Annotated in this window: 21 protein-coding genes; 14 read left to right on the top strand and 7 right to left on the bottom strand. The window is 46.4% G+C overall.

Annotation, left to right across the window (positions count from 1 at the left end; all coding sequences use genetic code 11):
- Window positions 1–10 precede the first annotated feature (10 nt).
- From AB4371_RS08055 to glmU, 12 genes are all read left to right on the top strand, one after another.
- Window positions 11–784 carry a ParA family protein gene (locus AB4371_RS08055; RefSeq protein ID WP_029235097.1) on the top strand — a complete coding sequence of 258 codons (774 nt, stop codon included), beginning with the start codon at window positions 11–13 and terminating at the stop codon, window positions 782–784.
- Window positions 785–807: 23 nt separating this feature from the next.
- Entirely contained in the window at window positions 808–1,689 is an 882-nt protein-coding gene (locus tag AB4371_RS08050) for a ParB/RepB/Spo0J family partition protein (RefSeq protein WP_017058799.1), read from the top strand.
- Between the two features lie 192 nt (window positions 1,690–1,881).
- A complete protein-coding gene (locus AB4371_RS08045) occupies window positions 1,882–2,271 on the top strand; it encodes a F0F1 ATP synthase subunit I (protein ID WP_017058798.1) in 390 nt (129 codons plus the stop codon).
- 8 nt (window positions 2,272–2,279) lie between these two features.
- Window positions 2,280–3,077 carry a F0F1 ATP synthase subunit A gene (atpB, locus tag AB4371_RS08040; protein WP_017058797.1) on the top strand — a complete coding sequence of 266 codons (798 nt, stop codon included), beginning with the start codon at window positions 2,280–2,282 and terminating at the stop codon, window positions 3,075–3,077.
- 48 nt (window positions 3,078–3,125) lie between these two features.
- Entirely contained in the window at window positions 3,126–3,383 is a 258-nt protein-coding gene (gene atpE / locus AB4371_RS08035; protein ID WP_004411110.1) for a F0F1 ATP synthase subunit C, read from the top strand.
- A 59-nt stretch (window positions 3,384–3,442) separates the two neighbouring features.
- Window positions 3,443–3,913 carry a F0F1 ATP synthase subunit B gene (gene atpF, locus AB4371_RS08030; protein WP_032545592.1) on the top strand — a complete coding sequence of 157 codons (471 nt, stop codon included), beginning with the start codon at window positions 3,443–3,445 and terminating at the stop codon, window positions 3,911–3,913.
- A gap of 15 nt (window positions 3,914–3,928) precedes the next feature.
- Window positions 3,929–4,462: a F0F1 ATP synthase subunit delta gene (gene atpH / locus AB4371_RS08025; RefSeq protein ID WP_017058795.1), complete on the top strand. Its 534-nt coding sequence runs from the start codon at window positions 3,929–3,931 to the stop codon at window positions 4,460–4,462.
- Between the two features lie 13 nt (window positions 4,463–4,475).
- Window positions 4,476–6,017 (top strand): F0F1 ATP synthase subunit alpha, encoded by a 1,542-nt coding sequence (gene atpA, locus AB4371_RS08020; protein WP_102321083.1) that lies wholly within the window; start codon window positions 4,476–4,478, stop codon window positions 6,015–6,017.
- 48 nt (window positions 6,018–6,065) lie between these two features.
- On the top strand, window positions 6,066–6,932 hold the full coding sequence (gene atpG, locus AB4371_RS08015) for a F0F1 ATP synthase subunit gamma (RefSeq protein ID WP_017058793.1): 867 nt from the start codon (window positions 6,066–6,068) through the stop codon (window positions 6,930–6,932).
- Between the two features lie 34 nt (window positions 6,933–6,966).
- Complete coding sequence (atpD, locus tag AB4371_RS08010; protein ID WP_048610850.1) at window positions 6,967–8,370, top strand: F0F1 ATP synthase subunit beta; 1,404 nt, start codon at window positions 6,967–6,969, stop codon at window positions 8,368–8,370.
- 18 nt (window positions 8,371–8,388) lie between these two features.
- Window positions 8,389–8,811, top strand: a complete 423-nt coding sequence (locus AB4371_RS08005) for a F0F1 ATP synthase subunit epsilon (RefSeq protein ID WP_004735742.1) — start codon at window positions 8,389–8,391, stop codon at window positions 8,809–8,811.
- A 182-nt stretch (window positions 8,812–8,993) separates the two neighbouring features.
- A complete protein-coding gene (gene glmU / locus AB4371_RS08000) occupies window positions 8,994–10,355 on the top strand; it encodes a bifunctional UDP-N-acetylglucosamine diphosphorylase/glucosamine-1-phosphate N-acetyltransferase GlmU (RefSeq protein WP_065676899.1) in 1,362 nt (453 codons plus the stop codon).
- 124 nt (window positions 10,356–10,479) lie between these two features.
- On the opposite strand, the gene punC is transcribed toward glmU, so the two are convergent.
- Complete coding sequence (punC, locus tag AB4371_RS07995) at window positions 10,480–11,691, bottom strand: purine nucleoside transporter PunC (protein ID WP_372149410.1); 1,212 nt, start codon at window positions 11,689–11,691, stop codon at window positions 10,480–10,482.
- A 163-nt stretch (window positions 11,692–11,854) separates the two neighbouring features.
- Here punC and punR point away from each other — a divergent pair, with 163 nt between their 5' ends.
- Window positions 11,855–12,769, top strand: coding sequence for a DNA-binding transcriptional activator PunR (gene punR / locus AB4371_RS07990; protein WP_372103875.1), 915 nt, complete (start codon window positions 11,855–11,857; stop codon window positions 12,767–12,769).
- A gap of 97 nt (window positions 12,770–12,866) precedes the next feature.
- On the opposite strand, the gene ilvA is transcribed toward punR, so the two are convergent.
- From ilvA to ilvG, 5 genes are read right to left on the bottom strand one after another with little or no spacing between them, the layout of a single operon-like run.
- The gene (gene ilvA, locus AB4371_RS07985) at window positions 12,867–14,411 is read right to left on the bottom strand and encodes a threonine ammonia-lyase, biosynthetic (protein WP_017063019.1); all 1,545 of its coding nucleotides are present in this window, start codon (window positions 14,409–14,411) and stop codon (window positions 12,867–12,869) included.
- A gap of 3 nt (window positions 14,412–14,414) precedes the next feature.
- Complete coding sequence (gene ilvD, locus AB4371_RS07980) at window positions 14,415–16,256, bottom strand: dihydroxy-acid dehydratase (protein WP_017066753.1); 1,842 nt, start codon at window positions 16,254–16,256, stop codon at window positions 14,415–14,417.
- 33 nt (window positions 16,257–16,289) lie between these two features.
- Entirely contained in the window at window positions 16,290–17,258 is a 969-nt protein-coding gene (locus tag AB4371_RS07975) for a branched-chain amino acid transaminase (protein WP_017063017.1), read from the bottom strand.
- 12 nt (window positions 17,259–17,270) lie between these two features.
- Window positions 17,271–17,555: an acetolactate synthase 2 small subunit gene (gene ilvM / locus AB4371_RS07970; RefSeq protein ID WP_017055442.1), complete on the bottom strand. Its 285-nt coding sequence runs from the start codon at window positions 17,553–17,555 to the stop codon at window positions 17,271–17,273.
- A gap of 1 nt (window position 17,556) precedes the next feature.
- Entirely contained in the window at window positions 17,557–19,203 is a 1,647-nt protein-coding gene (gene ilvG, locus AB4371_RS07965; RefSeq protein WP_017058784.1) for an acetolactate synthase 2 catalytic subunit, read from the bottom strand.
- A 472-nt stretch (window positions 19,204–19,675) separates the two neighbouring features.
- Here ilvG and AB4371_RS07960 point away from each other — a divergent pair, with 472 nt between their 5' ends.
- Window positions 19,676–21,199, top strand: a complete 1,524-nt coding sequence (locus AB4371_RS07960) for a YifB family Mg chelatase-like AAA ATPase (protein ID WP_017058783.1) — start codon at window positions 19,676–19,678, stop codon at window positions 21,197–21,199.
- Window positions 21,200–21,261: 62 nt separating this feature from the next.
- Here AB4371_RS07960 and AB4371_RS07955 read toward each other — a convergent pair whose 3' ends face one another.
- Window positions 21,262–22,218 (bottom strand): DUF2860 domain-containing protein, encoded by a 957-nt coding sequence (locus AB4371_RS07955; RefSeq protein ID WP_065584153.1) that lies wholly within the window; start codon window positions 22,216–22,218, stop codon window positions 21,262–21,264.
- Window positions 22,219–22,230: the final 12 nt, after the last annotated feature.

Genomic DNA, 22,230 nt, shown 5'->3' with positions numbered 1-22,230 from the left:
CGAGGCCATAGTGGGTAGAATCGTAGCAATTGCCAACCAGAAGGGTGGCGTAGGAAAAACAACAACTTGCATTAATTTAGCAGCATCAATGGCGGCAACAAAACGCAAGATATTGGTTGTTGACCTCGATCCTCAAGGTAATGCCACTATGGCGAGCGGTGTCGACAAGTATCAAGTTGAAGCAACAGCTTACGATTTGTTGGTTGAAGACACCCCATTTGATGAGGTGGTTTGCCGGAGTACATCTGGCAATTATGACCTCATCGCCGCGAACGGTGATGTTACTGCGGCAGAAATCAAGCTGATGGAAGTGTTTGCTCGTGAAGTTCGTTTAAAAAATGCACTCGAACCCATTCGCAATAACTATGATTTCATCTTTATTGATTGTCCGCCCTCATTAAACCTTCTTACAATCAACGCGATGGCTGCGGCCGACTCCGTATTGGTTCCTATGCAATGTGAATACTTTGCTTTGGAAGGTTTGACTGCATTGATGGATACCATCAGTAAGCTAGCGGCTGTTGTAAACGAGAACCTGAAGATCGAAGGTCTTCTGCGTACTATGTACGATCCTCGCAACCGCTTATCGAACGAAGTATCTGATCAACTCAAAAAACACTTTGGTAGCAAAGTCTACCGAACTGTGATCCCTAGAAATGTGCGTCTGGCAGAAGCCCCGAGTCACGGCAAGCCAGCAATGTACTACGACAAATATTCCGCAGGAGCTAAGGCTTACCTTGCTCTTGCTGGCGAAATGTTGCGTCGTGAAGAAGTCCCAGTATAGGTCCAACCAAAGGAATTCGCTCAATGTCTAAGCGTGGTTTAGGAAAAGGGCTAGATGCATTGCTTGCAACTAGCTCATTGGCTCGTGAAAAACAGCAAGTTGCTTCTCATAGTCAGGCGTTGTCGGCTGATGGTGAGCTTATTGAACTGGCTGTTGGTTGCTTGAAGCCTGGTGTATATCAACCGCGTAAGGATATTGCGCCTGAAGCGCTAGAAGAGCTGGCAGCATCAATTCAATCTCAAGGCATTATCCAACCGATCGTAGTTCGCCCATTGGCGCACGACCAGTTCGAGATTATTGCTGGTGAACGTCGTTGGAGAGCGGCTCGTCAAGCTGGCCTTAAACAAGTGCCATGTTTGGTCAAGAGAGTCGAAGACAAAGCCGCTATCGCGATGGCGTTGATTGAGAATATTCAGCGTGAAGATCTGAATGTTATCGAAGAAGCACAAGCGCTAGAGCGACTACAGAACGAATTTGAGCTGACACACCAACAAGTCGCTGATGTAATCGGTAAATCGAGAGCTACGGTGAGTAACTTATTACGTCTAAATCAGCTCGAAAATGAAGTAAAAGGTTTAGTTTCCAATAAACAACTGGAAATGGGGCATGCTCGAGCACTGCTTGCGCTTGAAGGTGATACCCAGGTTGAAGCAGCAAACACTGCGGCAACCAAAAAAATGACCGTGCGTCAAACTGAGCAACTTGTCAAAAAGTGCTTAAAACCAGACGTTGAAGGTGAATCGAAGCCTGAAGACACAGAAGCTATCGAACTTTCACGAAGACTCACGGAAAAATTGCAAGCAAACGTTTCAGTTACTCGTTCTGTTAGCGGTAAGTCAAAAGTGACAATTACTCTTGATGAGCCTCACAAATTAGAGCAACTTATTGCTAAACTAGAGTACTAAATGAGATAATTGATTTAGGTCAATTATGTAATAAACAAGTAATTTCGTACAAAAGTTGTAGGTTTGTATGCAAAAATGTAAATGATTGCTGCATTGTTATTGCAATCAATTTGGCTGAACGTATAATTTTCGCCAATTTCTCAGCACGCTTTTAAGCGAGTAGTAAAGAAGGCTTAAAAGAGGAACGAATACATGGTAGCGGCGTTAGCAAGACCAGGACGAGTGCTTGCAAAGCAAATGTTATTGATCGAGCTTAGCGCGGTTATATTAGTGGCGATAGGGTTAGGTTTAGCTGTTAATCCTGATTGGGGTTTTGCTGCATTAATCGGTGGCGGTATTTTTGTCATCGCAAATGCAGTTTTTTGTGTGTGTGCTTTCCTATTTAGTGGAGCTCGCGCAACTAAGTTAGTTGCGGCGTCGTTCTATGCAGGCGAAGCGCTAAAAATCCTTATCACAGTTCTACTATTCTCTATTGTCTACATGTATATGCAGGTGGAATTAGTTCCCCTCAAACTGACCTATTTACTGGTTCTAGGTATTAATATCTTTGCGCCAGTGCTTTTCATTAACAATAAAAAATAGGATGAGTTATGGCTGCGCCAACAGCATCCGGATACATTGAGCACCACTTACAAAACCTTTCTTTAGCTAAGTTTGGTCTTGTAGAGGAGACAAGTTTCTGGAACGTACATATAGACAGTCTGTTTTTTTCGGTGTTGACAGGGATGTTATTCCTTTGGGTTTTTCGCTCAGTCGCTAAGAAAGCAACAGTAGGTGTACCTGGTAAGCTTCAGTGTTTTGTTGAAATGGTAGTTGAATTCGTTGATGGCAACGTTAAAGACACTTTCCATGGCCGCAACCCTCTGATTGCTCCATTAGCACTGACTATATTCTGCTGGATTATTTTAATGAACTTGATGGACTTAGTGCCTATCGATTTCTTACCATATCCTGCGGAGCATTGGCTAGGTATCCCTTATTTGAAAGTGGTTCCTTCAGCTGATGTTAATATAACCATGTCAATGGCCTTAGGTGTTTTTGCTCTGATGATCTACTACAGCATCAAAGTAAAAGGCTTAGGTGGATTCGCCAAAGAACTTGCTTTACATCCATTTAATCACCCAATCATGATCCCGTTTAACCTACTGATTGAAGTGGTATCGCTACTCGCGAAGCCTCTATCACTTGGTATGCGTCTATTCGGTAACATGTTCGCAGGTGAGGTTGTATTCATTCTTTGTGCGGCAATGCTACCGTGGTATTTACAATGGGTAGGCTCTCTACCTTGGGCTATCTTCCATATCTTGGTTATTTTGATTCAAGCATTTGTTTTCATGATGTTAACAATTGTTTATTTATCAATGGCCCATGAAGATGGCGATCACTAAAAATTTTTAAGTTTTATTCTAACTATTAATGTTAATCGGAGAACGTAAATGGAAACTGTACTAAGTTTTTCAGCAATCGCTGTTGCTATTATTGTTGGTCTTTGTGCCGTAGGTACTGCAATTGGTTTTGCTATTCTTGGTGGTAAATTCCTAGAAGGCGCTGCGCGTCAACCTGAAATGGCTCCAATGCTACAAGTTAAGATGTTCATCATCGCTGGTCTACTGGATGCTGTTCCAATGATCGGTATCGTAATCGCACTACTATTCACGTTTGCTAACCCATTTGTTGGTCAACTAGCAGGCTAATTAACTGTTAATTAGTTAATTAAATTTTTGTAGTTGATTCTTAACGAGGGGTAGCTGTTGTGAATATGAACGCAACTCTGTTAGGTCAAGCAATTGCTTTTTCTATGTTTGTTTGGTTCTGCATGAAATATGTATGGCCACCAATCATGCAAGCAATTGAAGAGCGTCAGAAAAAAATTGCTGACGGTCTAGTAGCCGCTGAACGCGCTGCTAAAAACTTGGATCTAGCACAAGCCAACGCTTCTGACCAATTGAAAGAAGCGAAGCGCACCGCAACTGAGGTTATTGAACAGGCAAATAAACGCAAGGCTCAAATTATTGATGAAGCTCGCGAAGAGGCTCAGGCAGAACGCCAGAAAATCTTAGCGCAAGCGGAAGCCGAAATTGAAGCTGAGCGCACACGTGCCCGTGATGACCTGCGCAAACAAGTCGCAACTCTGGCAATTGCTGGTGCTGAGAAAATCCTTGAGCGTACAATCGATAAAGATGTACACGATGATCTTCTTAACAACATTACTGCAAAACTTTAAAGCAAGGGGCTGTATATGTCTGATTTGACTACAATCGCACGCCCCTATGCTAAAGCAGCGTTTGACTTTGCGGTAGAGAAAGGTGAGCTAGACCAATGGGGTCAGATGCTTACTTTTGCTGCCGAAGTGGCACAAAATGATGATGTTCACAATTTCTTAAGCAGCTCTCAAACTGCTGAAAAATTAGCTGAAGTATTCATTGTAATTTGTGGCGAACAATTTGATGAATTCGGCCAGAACTTGATAAAAGTAATGGCAGAGAATGGCCGCTTAATGGCTTTTCCTGATGTTTGCAAAGAGTTCTTATTGCTCAAACAAGAGCACGAGAAAGAGATCGACGTTGAAGTCACTTCAGCGGTTGAACTTTCTAAAGAACAACGCGCAGAGATCAGCAGCAAATTGGAACAGCGCTTAGCGCGCAAAGTTCAGCTGAATTGCAGTATAGATGAGACTCTACTAAGTGGAGTTATTATTCGAGCCGGAGACCTAGTCATCGATAACTCAGCGCGCAGTCGTTTAGACCGCCTGAGCGATGCATTGCAGTCTTAATGGGGATTGGAGCATGCAACTTAATTCCACTGAAATTAGCGATCTAATTAAACAACGTATTGAATCTTTCGACGTTGTTAGTGAAGCTCGCAATGAAGGTACTATCGTTTCGGTAAGCGATGGCATCCTTAGCATTCACGGCCTAGCGGACGTGATGCAAGGTGAAATGATTGAACTACCGGGTGGCCGTTACGCGCTAGCACTTAACTTGAACCGTGATTCGGTTGGTGCTGTTGTAATGGGCCCATATGCTGACCTACAGGAAGGCATGAAAGTTACAGGTACGGGTCGTATTCTCGAAGTACCAGTAGGTCCTGAAATGCTTGGTCGTGTGGTAAACACGCTAGGTGAGCCAATTGATGGTAAAGGTCCTATTGATGCGAAATTGACTTCGCCTGTAGAAATTATCGCACCAGGTGTAATCGACCGTAAATCGGTAGATCAACCTGTTCAAACTGGTTACAAGTCAGTTGACTCAATGATCCCTATCGGTCGTGGTCAGCGTGAACTTATTATCGGTGACCGTCAGACTGGTAAAACAGCGATGGCGATCGATGCGATTATTAACCAAAAAAATTCTGGTATTTTCTCTATCTACGTTGCAATCGGCCAAAAAGCGTCGACTATCGCTAACGTAGTTCGCAAACTAGAAGAGCACGGCGCACTAGCAAACACTGTTGTTGTTGTTGCATCGGCTTCTGAATCTGCAGCGCTGCAATACCTTGCACCGTATGCTGGTTGTGCGATGGGTGAATACTTCCGTGATCGCGGTGAAGATGCACTGATTGTTTATGATGATCTATCTAAGCAAGCTGTCGCTTACCGTCAGATCTCACTACTGCTTAAGCGTCCACCAGGTCGTGAAGCGTTCCCTGGTGATGTTTTCTACCTTCACTCTCGTCTACTAGAGCGTGCTGCTCGTGTAAGCGAACACTACGTAGAAGAATTCACTAAAGGCGAAGTGAAAGGCAAGACGGGTTCTTTAACTGCTCTTCCTATCATCGAAACGCAAGCTGGTGACGTATCTGCATTCGTACCGACGAACGTAATCTCGATTACCGATGGTCAGATCTTCCTACAAACTGAGCTATTCAACGCGGGCGTACGTCCAGCTGTTGACCCTGGTATCTCAGTTTCTCGTGTAGGTGGTTCGGCGCAGACTAAAATCATCAAGAAGCTATCTGGCGGTATCCGTACTGCTCTAGCTCAATACCGTGAACTTGCAGCATTTGCTCAGTTCTCTTCGGATCTTGATGAAGCGACTAAGAAGCAGCTAGACCATGGTCAAAAAGTTACAGAACTGATGAAGCAGAAGCAATACGCTCCTATGTCTGTATTTGACCAAGCTCTAGTAATCTTCGCTGCAGAGCGTGGATACCTTCAAGACGTTGAACTTTCTAAAGTTCTAGACTTTGAAGCTGCTTTACTGTCGTTTGCTCGTGGTCAATATGCCGATCTAGCAACACAGATCGACACAACGGGTGCTTTCAATAAAGAAATCGAAGCTGAGCTGAAGAAGCTTGTTGACGATTTCAAGGCAACCCAGACCTGGTAATTGGTAGGTGGTCTTAGGGCCACCTCATACCATTAACGGAGAGTAACGATGGCCGGCGCAAAAGAGATACGTAATAAAATCGGTAGTGTTAAAAGCACACAGAAGATTACGAAAGCAATGGAAATGGTAGCAGCTTCAAAAATGCGTCGTTCTCAAGACGCAATGGAAGCTACTCGTCCATATGCAGAAACAATGCGTAAAGTGATCGGTCATTTGGCTAATGGTAGCCTCGAGTATAAGCATCCTTATCTTGAGGAACGTGAAGCCAAACGTGTTGGTTACATCATCGTTTCTACAGACCGTGGTCTTTGTGGTGGTTTGAACATTAACTTGTTCAAAAAAGCCATGAACGACATGAAAGATTGGTCTGAGAAAGGTGCTGACGTTGAACTTGCAATTGTAGGTTCAAAAGCGACAGCATTTTTCAACAACAGCGGCGCGAAAGTAGCAGCTCAAGTTTCTGGTCTGGGCGATCGCCCAAGCCTTGAAGACTTGATTGGCTCTGTAAGCGTTATGCTGAAGAAATATGATGAAGGCGAATTGGATCGCCTGTTCGTAGTGTTCAACAAGTTTGAAAACACTATGGTACAAGAACCAACGATCGATCAATTACTTCCTTTGCCTAAATCAGACAGCGAAGACATGAAACGCGATCATGCTTGGGACTACATTTATGAGCCTGAGCCAAAACCACTACTAGATGCACTACTGGTTCGCTACGTCGAATCTCAAGTATATCAAGGTGTGGTCGAGAACCTTGCTTGTGAGCAAGCGGCTCGAATGATTGCTATGAAATCAGCAACAGATAACGCTGGTGACATTATTGATGACTTAGAACTTGTGTACAACAAAGCGCGTCAAGCGGCAATTACACAAGAACTTTCTGAGATCGTTTCAGGCGCAGCTGCGGTTTAAGCTTAGGTAAAACTAAATAGTTAGAGGATTAACGATGGCTACAGGTAAGATCGTACAGATCATCGGTGCGGTAGTCGACGTAGAGTTCCCACAGGGTGAAGTACCTCGTGTATACGACGCTCTGAATGTTAATGAAGTACAAGAACGTCTAGTTCTTGAAGTTCAGCAACAACTTGGCGGTGGCGTAGTTCGCGCAATCGTAATGGGTAGCTCTGATGGTTTACGTCGTGGTTTGACAGTTGAAAATACTGGCGCTCCAATCTCAGTACCAGTAGGTACTAAGACATTGGGTCGTATCATGAATGTCCTAGGTGACGCGATTGATGAGTGTGGCGAGATTGGTGCTGAAGAGCATTACGCCATTCACCGTGAAGCTCCAAGCTACGAAGAGCAGTCTAACGAGACAGCTCTTCTAGAAACTGGTGTTAAAGTAATCGACTTGATTTGTCCATTCGCTAAGGGTGGTAAAATCGGTCTATTCGGTGGTGCTGGTGTAGGTAAGACCGTTAACATGATGGAACTTATCAACAACATCGCACTTCAACACTCAGGCCTATCTGTATTTGCAGGTGTAGGTGAGCGTACTCGTGAAGGTAACGATTTCTACTTTGAGATGCAGGAAGCAGGTGTTGTAAACATCGAAAAACCTGAAGAATCAAAAGTAGCGATGGTTTACGGTCAGATGAACGAGCCACCAGGTAACCGTCTACGTGTTGCACTGACTGGTCTAACAATGGCAGAGCGCTTCCGTGACGAAGGTCGTGACGTTCTATTGTTCGTTGATAACATCTACCGTTACACACTAGCAGGTACTGAAGTATCAGCACTTCTAGGTCGTATGCCTTCTGCGGTAGGTTACCAACCTACACTAGCTGAAGAAATGGGTGTTCTACAAGAGCGTATCACGTCAACTAAATCTGGTTCTATCACGTCTGTACAGGCGGTATACGTACCAGCGGATGACTTGACTGACCCGTCTCCAGCAACAACGTTCGCTCACTTGGATGCAACGGTTGTACTTAACCGTAACATCGCATCTATGGGTCTATACCCAGCGATCGACCCGCTAGATTCTACTTCACGTCAACTGGATCCATTGGTAGTTGGACAAGAGCACTACGACATCGCTCGTGGCGTTCAGTCTACTCTTCAGCGCTATAAAGAGCTGAAAGATATCATTGCTATCCTAGGTATGGACGAGCTATCTGAAGAAGATAAGCAAGTTGTATCTCGTGCTCGTAAGATTGAGAAGTTCCTAACTCAGCCTTACCACGTAGCGGAAGTATTTACAGGTGACCCAGGCGTTTACGTACCTCTTAAAGAGACTCTACGTGGCTTCCAAGGTCTTCTATCTGGTGAATACGATGACATTCCAGAGCAAGCGTTCATGTACTGTGGTGCAATTGACGAAGCTATCGAGAATGCTAAGAAGCTATAAGGCTAACTAGGAGGCGATATGGCAGCAATAACCTTTCACCTAGACGTTGTAAGTGCAGAGAAACAAATTTTCTCAGGCCTTGTTGAGACGTTTCAGGTGACCGGTAGTGAGGGTGAGCTTGGTATTTTCCATGGTCATACTCCACTGCTGACCGCTATCAAGCCTGGTATGGTGCGTATTGTTAAGCAGCACGGCCACGAAGAAATCATTTATGTTTCTGGTGGTATGGTAGAAGTTCAGCCTGGTACAGCGACTGTACTGGCTGATACAGCTATCCGTGGTGAAGAGCTAGACGCAGCAAAGGCGGAAGAAGCTAAACGCAAGGCTGTGGAGAATATCCAAAATCAGCATGGCGACATAGACTTCGCACAAGCGGCCGGTGAACTGGCTAAAGCCATTGCTCAGTTACGAGTTATCGAACTGACAAAACAGCGTCGTTAATCTTTTTAAGATTATAGACTCTGAGATAAAGGCGACCTAAGGGTCGCCTTTTTGCATTTTTAGATTCTCAAAAATGCTTCTTTTACGTATCACTACTGGTTAAATGGTTATTGCGATTTAATTTTTTGGCCAAAAACGGTTACAATATCGGCTTAATAAAAATAACGTTGGATAGGTTTACAATGAAGTTTAGCGCGGTAATTCTCGCGGCGGGCAAAGGCACTCGCATGTATTCAAACACACCAAAGGTTCTGCACACACTTGCGGGTAAGCCAATGGTGAAGCATGTTATCGATACATGTAATGGTCTAGGCGCTCAAAACATCAACCTGGTTTACGGCCACGGTGGTGATCAGATGAAGGCTACTCTAGCTGAAGAATCTGTAAACTGGGCACTGCAAGCTGAGCAGCTCGGCACAGGCCACGCTGTGGATCAAGCATCTGCACATTTCGCTGATGATGAAAAAGTATTGGTGCTATATGGTGATGTTCCACTGATCTCACCTGAAACCATTGAAAACCTATTAGACGCTCAACCAAACGGTGGCATCGCGCTACTTACAGTCGTGTTAGACAACCCAATGGGCTACGGACGTATTATTCGTCGTAATGGTCCTGTTGTGGCTATCGTTGAACAGAAAGATGCAACGGATGAGCAGAAGCTTATCAAAGAGATCAACACTGGCGTTATGGTGGCGACTGGTGGCGATCTGAAGCGCTGGTTGTCTGGCCTAAGTAACGACAACGCACAGGGTGAATACTACCTGACTGACGTTATCGCAGCGGCTCACGACGAAGGTCGTGCAGTTGAAGCGGTACACCCAGTAAGCCCAATTGAAGTGGAAGGCGTAAACGACCGCTCTCAACTGGCTCGTCTAGAGCGCGCTTACCAAGCTGAGCAAGCCGACAAGTTATTGAAGCAAGGCGTAATGCTGCGCGACCCAAGCCGCTTTGATCTACGTGGTGAACTGCAGTGCGGTATGGACGTTGAGATTGACACTAACGTTATCATCGAAGGCAGCGTAAGCATTGGCGACAACGTGATTATCGGCACTGGTTGTGTATTGAAAGACTGCGAGATTGATGACAACACCATCGTTCGCCCATACAGCGTGATCGAAGGTGCAACGGTCGGTGAAGACTGTACGGTTGGTCCTTTCACTCGTCTACGTCCTGGTGCTGATATGCGTAATAACTCGCACGTTGGTAACTTTGTCGAAGTGAAGAACACTCGCCTTGGTGAAGGTTCTAAAGCGAACCACTTAACGTATCTAGGCGATGCTGAAATTGGTCAGCGCGTAAACGTGGGTGCGGGTGCAATTACTTGTAACTACGATGGTGCGAATAAGTTCAAGACCATCATTGGCGACGACGTATTCGTTGGTTCAGACAGCCAATTAATCGCGCCTGTTACGATTGGTAATGGTGCTACCGTTGGAGCTGGCTCTACCGTAACACGCGATGTTTCTGAAAATGAGCTAGTTATCAGCCGTGCGAAAGAACGTAAGATTGCTGACTGGCAGCGTCCGACTAAGAAAAAGTAGTCTCTTAACAAATAAGATGATTTAAATGAAAGTCAGTAGTACCGCTACTGGCTTTTTCTTATTTATCTAGATATAAAAAAAGAGCGAGTAATCTCGCTCTTTTTTGTTTTCGTTAACTTAGAAACTAGTCTTGTTTCTCGTCAGCGACTACTCGAGAGTTGTCAGGTGTCGCGAAGTGTTCAGAAAGCTCTTTGTTCGAAACAATATAGCCAACCCACAATGCACCCAAGCAAATCACAACCGCGATACCCGTCGCGCTTAGTGCTTGGCTAGCCATTGCTGCGACCAATGCACTTGATAGGCCACTGATACTGATTTGCAGGCTGTTTTGTAGACCAGCAGCTGTCGCAGGGCTCTGTTTAGCGCTTGATAGGGCACGGTTTACTACGATTGGGTAAAGTGCGCCATTTGCGACAGCAATCAAACAGAAAGGTGCTAGTAAAGGCCAGATGGACGTCAATTCCCACTGTGATGCGATAAAGATAAGCATCGCCGCTACACTGAACAAACCGATAAGGTTTCTAAGTACAACGCCATCGCCATATTTCTTCACTGCTTGCTTACCGAAGTAACCACCAGCCATGAACGCGATTGTTTGTGGGATGAAGCTAAGGCCTATGTCTTTTGCTTCATAACCTAGTTGAGCCATGATCTCTGGCATACCCGTTAGGTAAGCGAAGAACGCTGCAGATGCTGATGCAAACATTAAAACATTACCCATGTAAGGCTTTGATTTAAGCAACATCTTGATGTCTGTCTTAATCGATGTCTGTTTTATTTCAGGCGCTTCTTTTGGTTGAGCCATTGTTGTCGCCACTAGCAGTGCACCCATCAAGGTTAATGTGATGAAGATGCTGTGCCAGCCAAAGCTATCCGCCAGTAACACACCTAGCTGAGGTGCTAATGCAGGAGATAGCGCAACCAAAGGCATGATGGTTGCAAAAATTTGTTGGCTACTGCTTTGTGAGTAACGCTTGATAACCATTGCTTGCCAGATTACCGCAGGAGCACATACGCCGATCGCTTGAATGAAGCGCAGTGTCAGTAGATGCCATACCTCGGTGCTGAATGCTAAGCCGAATGAAGCTGCAGTAAAGATAACAAGACCAACCGCCAGCGTATTACGGTGACCATACTTGTCACTCGCCAGACCCCAAAGAAGCTGACCCATTGCCATACCGCCAAGGAATACCGTTAAAGACAGGGCAATCTGCTCTGGGCCGGTTGCGAAATCAACTTCCATTGCCTTAAATGCAGGAAGGTACATATCGGTCGCAATAAAGCCAAGCATTGAAAGAACTGCAAGGTAGACCAATTGAAATTTAGAAATATTCATAAGATGCCATTAAGCTAAAGGTAATGATGTTTTTATCATCAAAAAAATTGTTTGATATACAGAAGTGAAGGCCCCTGTTTATTTATGCTGACATTCTATTTTTCAGACCTGATAAAATAAAACGCTAAAATATGTGGTTATCAATCAAAAAATTTGAAGGCTTATGTTCTCTAAATCCTCTTTAGAAATGCTCGATACGGTAGCGCGCTTGGGCAGTTTTACCGCGGCGGCTGAGCAGTTGCACAAAGTGCCCTCGGCGATCAGTTATGGTGTCAGACAGGTCGAACAAGAACTGGATGTGCTGCTTTTCAGGCGTTTACCGAGAAAGGTTGAGCTCACTCCGGCAGGTGAACTGTTCATTGAAGAGGCGCGTGCACTACTGAGGCAAATGGAAGAGGTCAGTGCCCAGACTCGTCGAGCAGCTCGAGGTTGGAAGAAAACCTTGCGTCTGACGCTCGATAATGTGGTGAAGCTCGACAAGATGAAGCCGATGATTGAAGAGTTCTATCAAACCTTTGAGTTTGCCGAACTTCAGATCAACATGGAGGTATTCAACGGCTCATGGGAAGCGATTGCACAGGGCAGGGCGGATATCGTGATTGGCGCCACCTCAGCTGTGCCAGTTGGTGGCGATTTTGAAGTCAAAGACATGGGGCAATTAGATTGGGCATTTGTAATGTCGCCAAGTCACCCGTGTGTGCGCGAACAGAACCTCAATGAAGAGTTCGTGAGCCAATATCCAGCCATCTGCTTGGATGATACCTCCAGTGTGCTCCCTAAGCGACACACAGGCCATTACTCAAATCAAAGACGCCTATTGTTACCTAACTGGTATAGCGCCATAGAGTGTCTTAAGAATGGAGTTGGGGTGGGTTATATGCCGAGGCACATTGCCGCGCCAATTATCGAGCAAGGCTTGTTGGTGGAAAAAATACTGCCTGAACCGAGCCCGCAGAGTCATTGTTGTTTGGTCTGGCGAAAAGACGATAACCATAAACTGATCGAATGGATGGTGAAGTACCTAGGATCGAGTGAGCAACTTCACCAAGATTGGTTGGATCATCGCAAGGCGGTCTAATGATCTTAGCGAGAAGATCCTTTTCAAGTTTGAGTTGAATCAGCACCAATAAAAAGAGCGAGTAAATACTCGCTCTTTTTGATTCGGTCGTTAACTCTTATGACAAGAAGAACTTGTAGGAAGGGTTATCGGTTTCATCTTTACACTGATAGCCAAGCTCTCGTAGATGTGTTGAGAACTGAGCTAAATCATCATCACCCAGTTCGAATCCACACAATACACGGCCGTAATCAGCGCCGTGGTTACGGTAATTGAATAGGCTGATATTCCAGTGTGTCCCTAAGGTATCAAGGAATTTAATCAATGCACCTGGGTACTCTGGGAACTCAAAGCTGTATAGGCGTTCTTTCAGTGGCTTCGATGGTTTACCGCCAATCATGTAGCGAATGTGCAGTTTTGCCATCTCATCATCAGACAGATCGACAACCGGGTAGCCGCCCTCACGTAAGTCATTGATGATGTGTTCGAGTTCTTCTTGACCACCTTGTAGGCGTACACCAACGAAGATATTCGCTAGGCTTTCGTCGTTGTGGCGGTAGTTAAACTCAGTTACCGCTCGACCACCAATAATATTACAGAACTCTAGGAATGCTCCTTGTCGCTCTGGAATCGTAACCGCAAGTAGACCTTCTCGCTTCTCACCTAGTTCACAACGTTCAGAGACATAACGCAGACCGTGGAAGTTGGTGTTAGCACCAGACAATACCGTTGCTAATTGCTTGTCTTGCAGTTGGTTCTGTTCAGCAAACTTTTTCAAACCAGCCAGAGCAAGCGCTCCTGAAGGCTCGGCAATCGCACGAGTGTCTTCAAAGATGTCTTTGACCGCAGAGCAGATCTCATCGCTAGACACGGCAATGTGACCATCGATGTACTGCTGACACAGACGGAATGTCTCTTCACCAATGCGCTTAACCGCAACGCCATCGGCAAACATGCTGACTTGATCCAGTACTACTGGCTCACCGGCATCCAGTGCTGCTTTCAAGCAAGATGAATCTTCAGGTTCAACCGCGATGACTTTTATTTCCGGCATCAATTGCTTAACTAGCACGGCAACACCCGCAGCCAAACCACCACCACCGACAGGCACAAAGATGTAATCCATGTGACCATTTTGCTGAAGCATTTCCATACCCATGGTGCCCTGTCCGGCGATCACCAATGGGTGATCGAATGGAGGCACAAAGGTGTAGCCATGTTCAGCGGAAAGGCGTTCTGCTTCAGCTTTAGCTTCATCAAAGTTGCTGCCGTGTAGAACTACGTTACCGCCAAAGCCACGTACCGCATCAACCTTGATGTCTGGTGTGGTTTTTGGCATCACAATCGTGGTTTGAATACCAAGCTTAGAACCGGACAGCGCCATACCTTGAGCATGGTTACCTGCCGATGCTGCAATCACACCTGCGGCTTTCTGTTGCTCTGAAAGGCTTGATACCATGTTGTAGGCACCACGTAGCTTGAACGAGTGGACCGGCTGACGGTCTTCACGCTTTAGCTGAACCTGATTACCAATGCGAGCACTTAAGCGAGGCATCTCTTGCAGAGGTGTCACGATTGCGGCTTCGTAAACTGGCGCTCTCAGGATCTGACGCAGATAATCTGCGCCAGTTTGTTTTTGGGGACTGACCGTGTCATCACTCATAGACTAGCCCTCTAGCTTAGACTTATCACGCACGGCGCCTTTGTCGGCACTGGTTGCCATGCTTGCGTAAGCTTTCAGTGCGAATGAAACTTCACGCTGACGGTTTTCTGGTTTCCAGCCTAGTGCGTCTTGCTTAACACGACGCGCTTCTAGCTCGGCTTCAGGCACATCAAGTGTGATTGAACGGCTAGGGATGTCGATAGTGATGATATCGCCAGTGTTTACTAGACCAATCACACCGCCACTTGCTGCTTCTGGAGAAGCGTGACCGATAGACAAACCGGATGTACCGCCAGAGAAACGTCCGTCAGTTAGAAGAGCACAAGACTTACCTAGACCCATAGATTTTAGGTAGGTAGTTGGGTAGAGCATTTCTTGCATGCCCGGGCCGCCTTTAGGACCTTCGTAACGAATGACAACCACTTCGCCAGCTTTTACTTTGCCACCTAAGATGCCATCAACAGCACTATCTTGGCTTTCAAATACGATAGCTGGGCCTTGGAATTTCAGGTTTTCTTCATCAACGCCTGCTGTCTTAACGATACAGCCATCAACCGCGATGTTGCCCGAAAGAACCGCCAGGCCGCCTTCTTGGCTGAATGCGTTCTCTTTAGTACGGATACAACCTTCTTTACGGTCGTCATCAAGACGATCCCAACGGCAATCTTGTGAAAATGCTTTGGTAGTACGAATGCCTGCAGGGCCAGCACGGAAGAACTTAAGCACTGCTTCGTCTTCTGTCTGCATGATGTCGTATTGAGCTAGCTGCTCTTGCATGCTTAGACCAAGCACTGTGCGAGTCTGGTTGTTCAGTAGGCCAGCACGATCTAATTCACCTAGGATAGCCATTACACCACCAGCGCGGTGAACGTCTTCCATGTGGTATTTAGGCGTTGAAGGTGCAACCTTACATAGGTGTGGAACGCGGCGAGACATCTCGTCGATATCGCCCATATCAAAATCAATCTCACCTTCTTGAGCAGAAGCCAATAGGTGAAGAACGGTGTTACTAGAACCGCCCATTGCGATATCCAGTGCCATCGCGTTTTCAAATGCTGCGCGGTTTGCGATGTTACGAGGCAGTGCTGATTCGTCATCTTGCTCGTAGTAACGCTTGGTTAGGTCAACGATGCGCTTACCAGCATTGATGAATAGCTCTTCACGGTCTGCGTGGGTTGCTAGCATAGAACCGTTACCTGGCTGAGATAGACCAAGCGCTTCTGTTAGACAGTTCATTGAGTTCGCTGTGAACATACCTGAACATGAACCACATGTCGGACATGCAGAACGCTCTACTTGCTCACTTTGCTCATCAGAAATGGTTGGATCGGCACCTTGGATCATTGCGTCAACAAGGTCTAGCTTGATGATTTGATCTGAAAGCTTAGTTTTACCCGCTTCCATTGGGCCGCCTGATACAAAGATCACTGGGATGTTAAGGCGCATTGCTGCCATCATCATTCCCGGAGTGATTTTGTCACAGTTAGAGATACACACCATCGCATCCGCACAGTGTGCATTGACCATGTATTCTACTGAATCCGCGATAAGCTCACGTGATGGCAGTGAGTACAGCATGCCGCCGTGGCCCATTGCGATACCATCATCGACTGCGATGGTGTTGAATTCTTTAGCGATACCGCCCGCTTTCTCGATTTCACCCGCAACCAGTTGACCCATATCTTTAAGGTGAACGTGGCCTGGTACGAATTGAGTGAACGAGTTTACAACTGCGATGATTGGCTTACCGAAGTCATCATCTTTAACGCCAGTTGCACGCCATAAAGCGCGCGCACCAGCCATGTTGCGTCCGTGGGTAGTCGTTGCTGAACGATAGATTGGCATTGCTTAAATCCTTATAAAATATTTGGCTGTTGCTTACTTAGTTGTTTGCGTTTGGTTTTCTGAAGTTTGGTCTGCTGGATAAACGTAGTCTAACCAGCCCCACTTATCTTCAGTGGTGCCATTGAATAGACCAAAGTAAGCCGCTTGAACTTTTTCAGTGATAGGACCGCGTTTGCCTTCACCTACTGTAATTTTGTCTACGCTACGAACCGGAACGATTTCCGCCGCTGTGCCTGTCATGAATACTTCATCAGCAAGGTATAGCGCTTCACGAGCAATGTTCTCTTCACGGATCTCATAACCCATGTCTTTTGCTAGTGTCATGATCGAATCACGCGTGATACCCGGCAGAATCGCACTGGTCGCTGGTGGTGTGGATAGCACGCCGTTACGTACCACAAAGATGTTCTCACCAGCCCCTTCAGAAAGGTAACCATCAACACTCAGTGCGATGCCTTCATCGTAACCATGACGGCGAGCTTCGCCACCAACTAATAGTGAAGATAGGTAGTTACCACCGGCTTTTGCTGCGGTTGGGATCGTGTTTGGAGCGGCACGGTTCCAGCTAGAAATCATTGCATCAACGCCGTTTTCTAGTGCTTCTTCGCCTAGGTAAGACCCCCAAGGGAAAGCAGCGATGATCAGTTCCATCTCAGTATTTTCTGGCGGGCAGACACCCAAACCAACGTTACCTACGAAACCTAGAGGGCGGATGTACGCTGACTCTAGCTTATTTTGGCGTAGCGTTTCGCGAGTCGCTTCCATAATTTCTTCCTCAGTGTAAGGAATAGGGAAGCGATAGATTTTTGCTGAGTCTTTTAGGCGCTTAGCATGTTCAGGGTGACGGAAGATAACCGGCCCTTTTGGTGTGTTGTAACAACGAACACCTTCAAACACAGAAGTACCGTAGTGCATTGCGTGAGTCAGGACGTGAACGTTCGCCTCTGCCCAAGGAACCATCTCACCGTTAAACCAAATATAGTCTGCCGTTTTAGCTGTCATGTTTGTGGTTCCTTATGCGTTTATCTTTTGTTGTAAGTTGTTGTTTGGCAATTCATTACGACTGATAGAGATAACGTCAACGGTACGCACATCCCACAGCTTTTCGATTTGATTGACTAAGAAAGAGATCGGACGGTCACTGTCTACAATGATCTCAACACTCGCCACTTTGCTTTCGTGGTTTTGAGTGCCCGCTACTTGCTTAACAATAAAGCCACGGTGGCGGATAACACGAAGAACACGCTCTAGTAGTACAGGCTTATCATCGGCTTTGATGTCTAATAGGTATCTTTTCATGTTATGTGTTCTCCAACATCTCACTGTTTGAAGCACCTGGCGGTACTAGTGGCCATACGTTCTCTTCTTCATCGATAAGAACATGAAGTAGGTAGGCGGTTTTGCTCTCTAGCATCTCTTTTAGTGCTGGCTCTACTTCTTCTTTACGCGTGATGGTTTTACCCGGGATATCGAACGCTTTCGCTAGCATTACGAAGTCTGGGTTGTCATCTAGGATAGTTTCACTATGGCGGCCATCGAAGAACAACGATTGCCATTGGCGAACCATACCCAAGCGAGAGTTGTTAAGAAGTACCATCTTCACTGGGATTTGGCGGCGTTTCAGCGTGCCAAGCTCTTGCACGTTCATCATGAACGAGCCATCACCAGAGATAAGAATAGATTGGTCATCAGGACGCCCAACCGAAGCACCCATTGCAGCTGGCAAGCCAAAGCCCATGGTGCCTAAACCGGCAGAGGTAATGAAGTTCTGTGGATCGCGAGGCTGAATGTGCTGAGCTGCCCACATTTGGTGTTGGCCCACATCAGTCGATACGATAGAGCTTGCTGGCATCATGTCTGACAGTTGCTTCAACAGCAGTGGAGCAAAAATCAGATCACCAGGGTGGTCGTAACGCCATTTGAATGAGCTACGAAGACCTTCAGAGTGATGAACCCAAGAGGAGATGTCTTGGCTTAGCTCTAGTTGAGGCATGATCTTGTTGATGTCACCGCGAATTGGCGCATTGGCAAGACGCAGTTTGCTGAACTCAGCGGCATCGATATCGATATGGATAACCTTAGCATGCGGCGCAAAGGTATCGAGTTTGCCAGTTACTCGGTCATCAAAACGAGCACCGACAACAATCAACAGGTCACTCTCTTGAACCACAAGGTTAGCGGCTTTAGTGCCGTGCATACCCAGCATGCCAAGGTAGTGTGGGTCGTCACGTTCGATAGTGCCCAAGCCTTTCAGTGTGCTTACTGCTGGCATTGGGTTTAGGCGTAAAAACTCACGAACCGCATCGGTTGCTTTAGCAAGTTGAACACCACCACCTACGTATAAAACAGGACGGGTCGCTTGAGACAAAAAGTACTGTGCCTGTTCAATGGCATCAGTTGTCGCAACAGGAATTGCGGGTGGAGTAAATTCAGGAAGAGCGTTAACAGGTGCTTCTGCTAGTTGAACGTCTTTAGCGATATCGACGATAACCGGGCCAGGGCGGCCAGACTTTGCTACCACAAACGCTTCAGCGAGGGTTGGAGCTAGCTCTTCAATATCAGTTACTAGGTAGCTGTGTTTAGTACATGACAGAGACATACCAATCACATCCATTTCTTGGAATGCATCGGTACCAATGTGGGAACTTGCAACCTGACCTGTGATAGCAACCAATGGGATTGAATCCATAAAGGCATCAGCAAGGCCAGTGACTAGGTTGGTTGCACCTGGTCCCGAGGTTGCCATACAAACAGCGACATCTTGTGTTGCTCTAGCCATGCCGATCGCGGCCATAGCGGCGCCTTGCTCATGGCGACATAGGATATGTTCAACCCCGCCGTCATAGAGTGCATCGTAGATTGGCATGATGGCACCACCGGGGTAACCAAATACGGTCTCAATTCCTTGTTGCTTGAGTGCGGATACGACTAGTTCTGCGCCTTTCATCGGAATTCTCCCGTATTACCTTTATTTTGGTAACTGTTTCCTTTGTCTCTGCACATCTTGTGCTCCCATTCTTCCTGTAAATCGGCAAAGCCGAAAATGCTCAAAAATATAAAAATCGAATGTTTAAATTAGAAAAAACCCCCGGACTTGTCAGTGCGGGGGTTTTTTCTAATTCGTGGTTACTTTCTTCCCACTCGCCCCCGCGCAGTCTTAATAATGACTACGATAATCAGGTTAATCAGTGCGTAAATGCGAGCGTTAAAAATCATAATATTCGAGTTTTCTCGTTTATTGTCTTCAGTAAATGTCTACATCTCTAGTGTTATCACACAAATCTGCCGCATGACAAGGGAAATGTCATTCTTTTTTCACATTAAAATACCATTCCACCAAGCTATATAACAACCTTATCGCTTTGGTGAGCAACGAATATCCAGAGCGAATACTTTTAAATCAAAGACAAAGGAAAGTTATGGGACTCGCGATAATTCATAGCCGAGCTAGTGTGGGTGTAGAGGCGCCAGAAGTGACCGTTGAGGTGCATATAAGCAACGGAATGCCTGGCTTCACGCTGGTGGGTCTACCTGAAACAACGGTCAAGGAATCTAAAGATCGAGTGAGAAGCGCGATCATCAATTCTCGCTTTGAGTTTCCATCGAAAAGAATCACGGTTAATCTCGCCCCAGCCGATTTGCCCAAAGAAGGTGGCCGTTTTGACCTGCCCATCGCGCTTGGGATTTTGGTGGCGTCAGATCAGCTTCCCACATCAAAAATAGCTCAACATGAATTTATCGGTGAGTTGGCATTGTCAGGAGAACTTCGCTCGGTAAAGGGCGTTTTGCCTGCGACGTTAGCCGCCGACAGTGTAGAGCGATGCTTAGTTGTCCCACATCATAACGGTGATCAGGCTGCGCTGGTGGGCAAGGGAGCGCATAAATCTGCACAAACATTGTTGGAGGTTTGTGCTGACATGTGTGGACAGGCTCAGCTTGGGCTATATAGAACGGAACATCATCAGGCTGATGTTTCAGTGCTTCGCGACCTACAAGATATTATCGGCCAACAACAAGGCAAGCGAGCTCTAGAGATAGCCGCTGCTGGGAATCATAACTTATTGTTTCTTGGCCCACCCGGAACCGGAAAAACTATGCTCGCTTCTCGACTGCGTGACCTATTACCTGAAATGAGTGATGACGAAGCGATGGAAACCGCGTCGGTAGCCTCGTTAACGCAACAAGAAATCAATCAATACAACTGGAAGCAACGACCTTTTCGCTCTCCTCACCATTCCAGTTCAATGGCGGCATTAGTGGGTGGTGGTTCGGTGCCTCGCCCCGGAGAGATCTCTTTAGCGCATAACGGCTTATTGTTCTTAGATGAGATGCCGGAGTTTGAGCGCAAGGTGCTTGATTCATTACGAGAGCCACTAGAGTCGGGCGAGATCATTATCTCCCGTGCTGCGGGCAAGACTCGTTTTCCTGCGCGTTTTCAATTGGTCGGTGCACTTAACCCAAGTCCAACGGGTTATTACGAAGGTAACCAGGCGCGCGCCAACCCACAGATCATCCTGCGTTACCTCAATCGCTTATCTGGGCCCTTGCTGGATAGGTTCGATATGTCATTGGAGATACCTCTGTTGCCAAAAGGAATGTTGGCCGAAGGCGGTGATCGCGGTGAAACCACTCAAGTAGTTAAGCAAAGGGTTAGGCAGGCGCGAGAGTTAATGCTATCTCGCAACCATAAATCGAATGCACTGTTAGGTAGCCGAGAAATTGAGAAGTATTGCCCACTGCGACGCGAAGATGCAGAGTTTCTTGAGACAGCACTACATCGCTTGGGTTTATCGATTCGTGCTTATCATCGAATTATTAAGGTGGCACGAACCATTGCCGACCTTGACGGTAACGAGCAGATCGAAAAGAAACATCTATCAGAAGCGCTAGGCTATCGCGCGATGGATCGCTTGCTGAAACAACTCACGGCTCAAGCTGTCTAGCAAGCAGAAAAAGCCTGCTTAGATGCAGGCTTTCGTTGGATTGCAGTTCATACTCGCTAAGGTTAGAACTTGTAGTTCAAGCCAACTGAAACTATATATTGAGACTCGTCGTAGAAGGTAATGTTCGAGTCGCTGGTGCCGTAGCCTGCCAGTGAAATAAACGACCAGTTTTCCCAATCCATGAATTGATCATACTCATAGGCGGCGAATAGGTTGATATTGTCGTCGCTGCGTTTCTTGTCGTAGATCGGGTTGCTCGCATCGTAAGAGCGTTGGCTGTAACCCGCTGTTAGTGCGTACTGGTGACGCCCCATGCCACCAAACAAGCTTACCTCACCACCGAATTGGTCGTAAGATTCAGCTTTACCATCAGCATCACGTGTTTGATAGATGACGGATGGAATAAGCATCATGGTACGACTGAGTGGCAGGCGATATTGACCTTTCAAGTAGAGAGTATTGGCATCTCGTTTGAGCTCTTGATCTTGAATATCATCCTTGTCGACATCTTTGGTCGCATAGGCCATGTCTAGCGAGAAAGCTGAGCCCGCAATGTTGCTTAGCTTCAAACGAAACGCATTGCCAGTTTCATCGGTCTTGGTGCGAGCTGATGTGGTGTTGTATGGATCAGCCCAAGTTTCACCAGACATAATGGTTGGCAGCAGTGAAGCGTCGATCACCATGCCTGACTCAAGTTGGTATTTGTAACCGACTTCGAGAACTACAGTACCTGTTGCTACATCATCTCGCGCGGTACCTGTGTATACCTGATGGTTTAGCTTTTCACCAAAGGTATAAGCAACACTACCTAAAGGAGCAACCAGAAAAGAGCTTTCCGAAGAAGCCTTCTGATCTGTGGATGAAAGATTGCTATCAGCATCGGTATTAAAGTTCGAGGTGGAAGAGGTAACCCCGGTATTGAGAGAGATTTCACCACTGAAACCTTGTTGGTCTGCAAGCTTGGCAAAAGCGGGAGAAGCCGCAACGCTCAATGCCAAGAGAGTTATTTTTATTTTCATTCAAGGGCTCCT

Origin of the sequence: Vibrio sp. 10N.261.51.A3, from assembly GCF_041471965.1 — a bacterium.
GTDB lineage: Bacteria > Pseudomonadota > Gammaproteobacteria > Enterobacterales > Vibrionaceae > Vibrio > Vibrio crassostreae_C.
The sequence above is the reverse complement of the archived record's forward strand: the minus strand, read 5'-3'. Positions and strand labels throughout refer to the sequence as shown.

Bases quoted from the DNA above. Each gene is read 5' to 3' on its own strand.
- AB4371_RS08050 (WP_017058799.1), top strand. From the start codon at position 808: ATGTCTAAGCGTGGTTTAGGAAAAGGGCTAGATGCATTGCTTGCAACT.
- AB4371_RS08045 (WP_017058798.1), top strand. From the start codon at position 1,882: ATGGTAGCGGCGTTAGCAAGACCAGGACGAGTGCTTGCAAAGCAAATG.
- atpB (WP_017058797.1), top strand. From the start codon at position 2,280: ATGGCTGCGCCAACAGCATCCGGATACATTGAGCACCACTTACAAAAC.
- atpE (WP_004411110.1), top strand. From the start codon at position 3,126: ATGGAAACTGTACTAAGTTTTTCAGCAATCGCTGTTGCTATTATTGTT.
- atpH (WP_017058795.1), top strand. From the start codon at position 3,929: ATGTCTGATTTGACTACAATCGCACGCCCCTATGCTAAAGCAGCGTTT.
- atpA (WP_102321083.1), top strand. From the start codon at position 4,476: ATGCAACTTAATTCCACTGAAATTAGCGATCTAATTAAACAACGTATT.
- atpG (WP_017058793.1), top strand. From the start codon at position 6,066: ATGGCCGGCGCAAAAGAGATACGTAATAAAATCGGTAGTGTTAAAAGC.
- atpD (WP_048610850.1), top strand. From the start codon at position 6,967: ATGGCTACAGGTAAGATCGTACAGATCATCGGTGCGGTAGTCGACGTA.
- AB4371_RS08005 (WP_004735742.1), top strand. From the start codon at position 8,389: ATGGCAGCAATAACCTTTCACCTAGACGTTGTAAGTGCAGAGAAACAA.
- glmU (WP_065676899.1), top strand. From the start codon at position 8,994: ATGAAGTTTAGCGCGGTAATTCTCGCGGCGGGCAAAGGCACTCGCATG.
- punC (WP_372149410.1), bottom strand. From the start codon at position 11,691: ATGAATATTTCTAAATTTCAATTGGTCTACCTTGCAGTTCTTTCAATG.
- punR (WP_372103875.1), top strand. From the start codon at position 11,855: ATGTTCTCTAAATCCTCTTTAGAAATGCTCGATACGGTAGCGCGCTTG.
- ilvA (WP_017063019.1), bottom strand. From the start codon at position 14,411: ATGAGTGATGACACGGTCAGTCCCCAAAAACAAACTGGCGCAGATTAT.
- ilvD (WP_017066753.1), bottom strand. From the start codon at position 16,256: ATGCCAATCTATCGTTCAGCAACGACTACCCACGGACGCAACATGGCT.
- AB4371_RS07975 (WP_017063017.1), bottom strand. From the start codon at position 17,258: ATGACAGCTAAAACGGCAGACTATATTTGGTTTAACGGTGAGATGGTT.
- ilvM (WP_017055442.1), bottom strand. From the start codon at position 17,555: ATGAAAAGATACCTATTAGACATCAAAGCCGATGATAAGCCTGTACTA.
- ilvG (WP_017058784.1), bottom strand. From the start codon at position 19,203: ATGAAAGGCGCAGAACTAGTCGTATCCGCACTCAAGCAACAAGGAATT.
- AB4371_RS07960 (WP_017058783.1), top strand. From the start codon at position 19,676: ATGGGACTCGCGATAATTCATAGCCGAGCTAGTGTGGGTGTAGAGGCG.
- AB4371_RS07955 (WP_065584153.1), bottom strand. From the start codon at position 22,218: ATGAAAATAAAAATAACTCTCTTGGCATTGAGCGTTGCGGCTTCTCCC.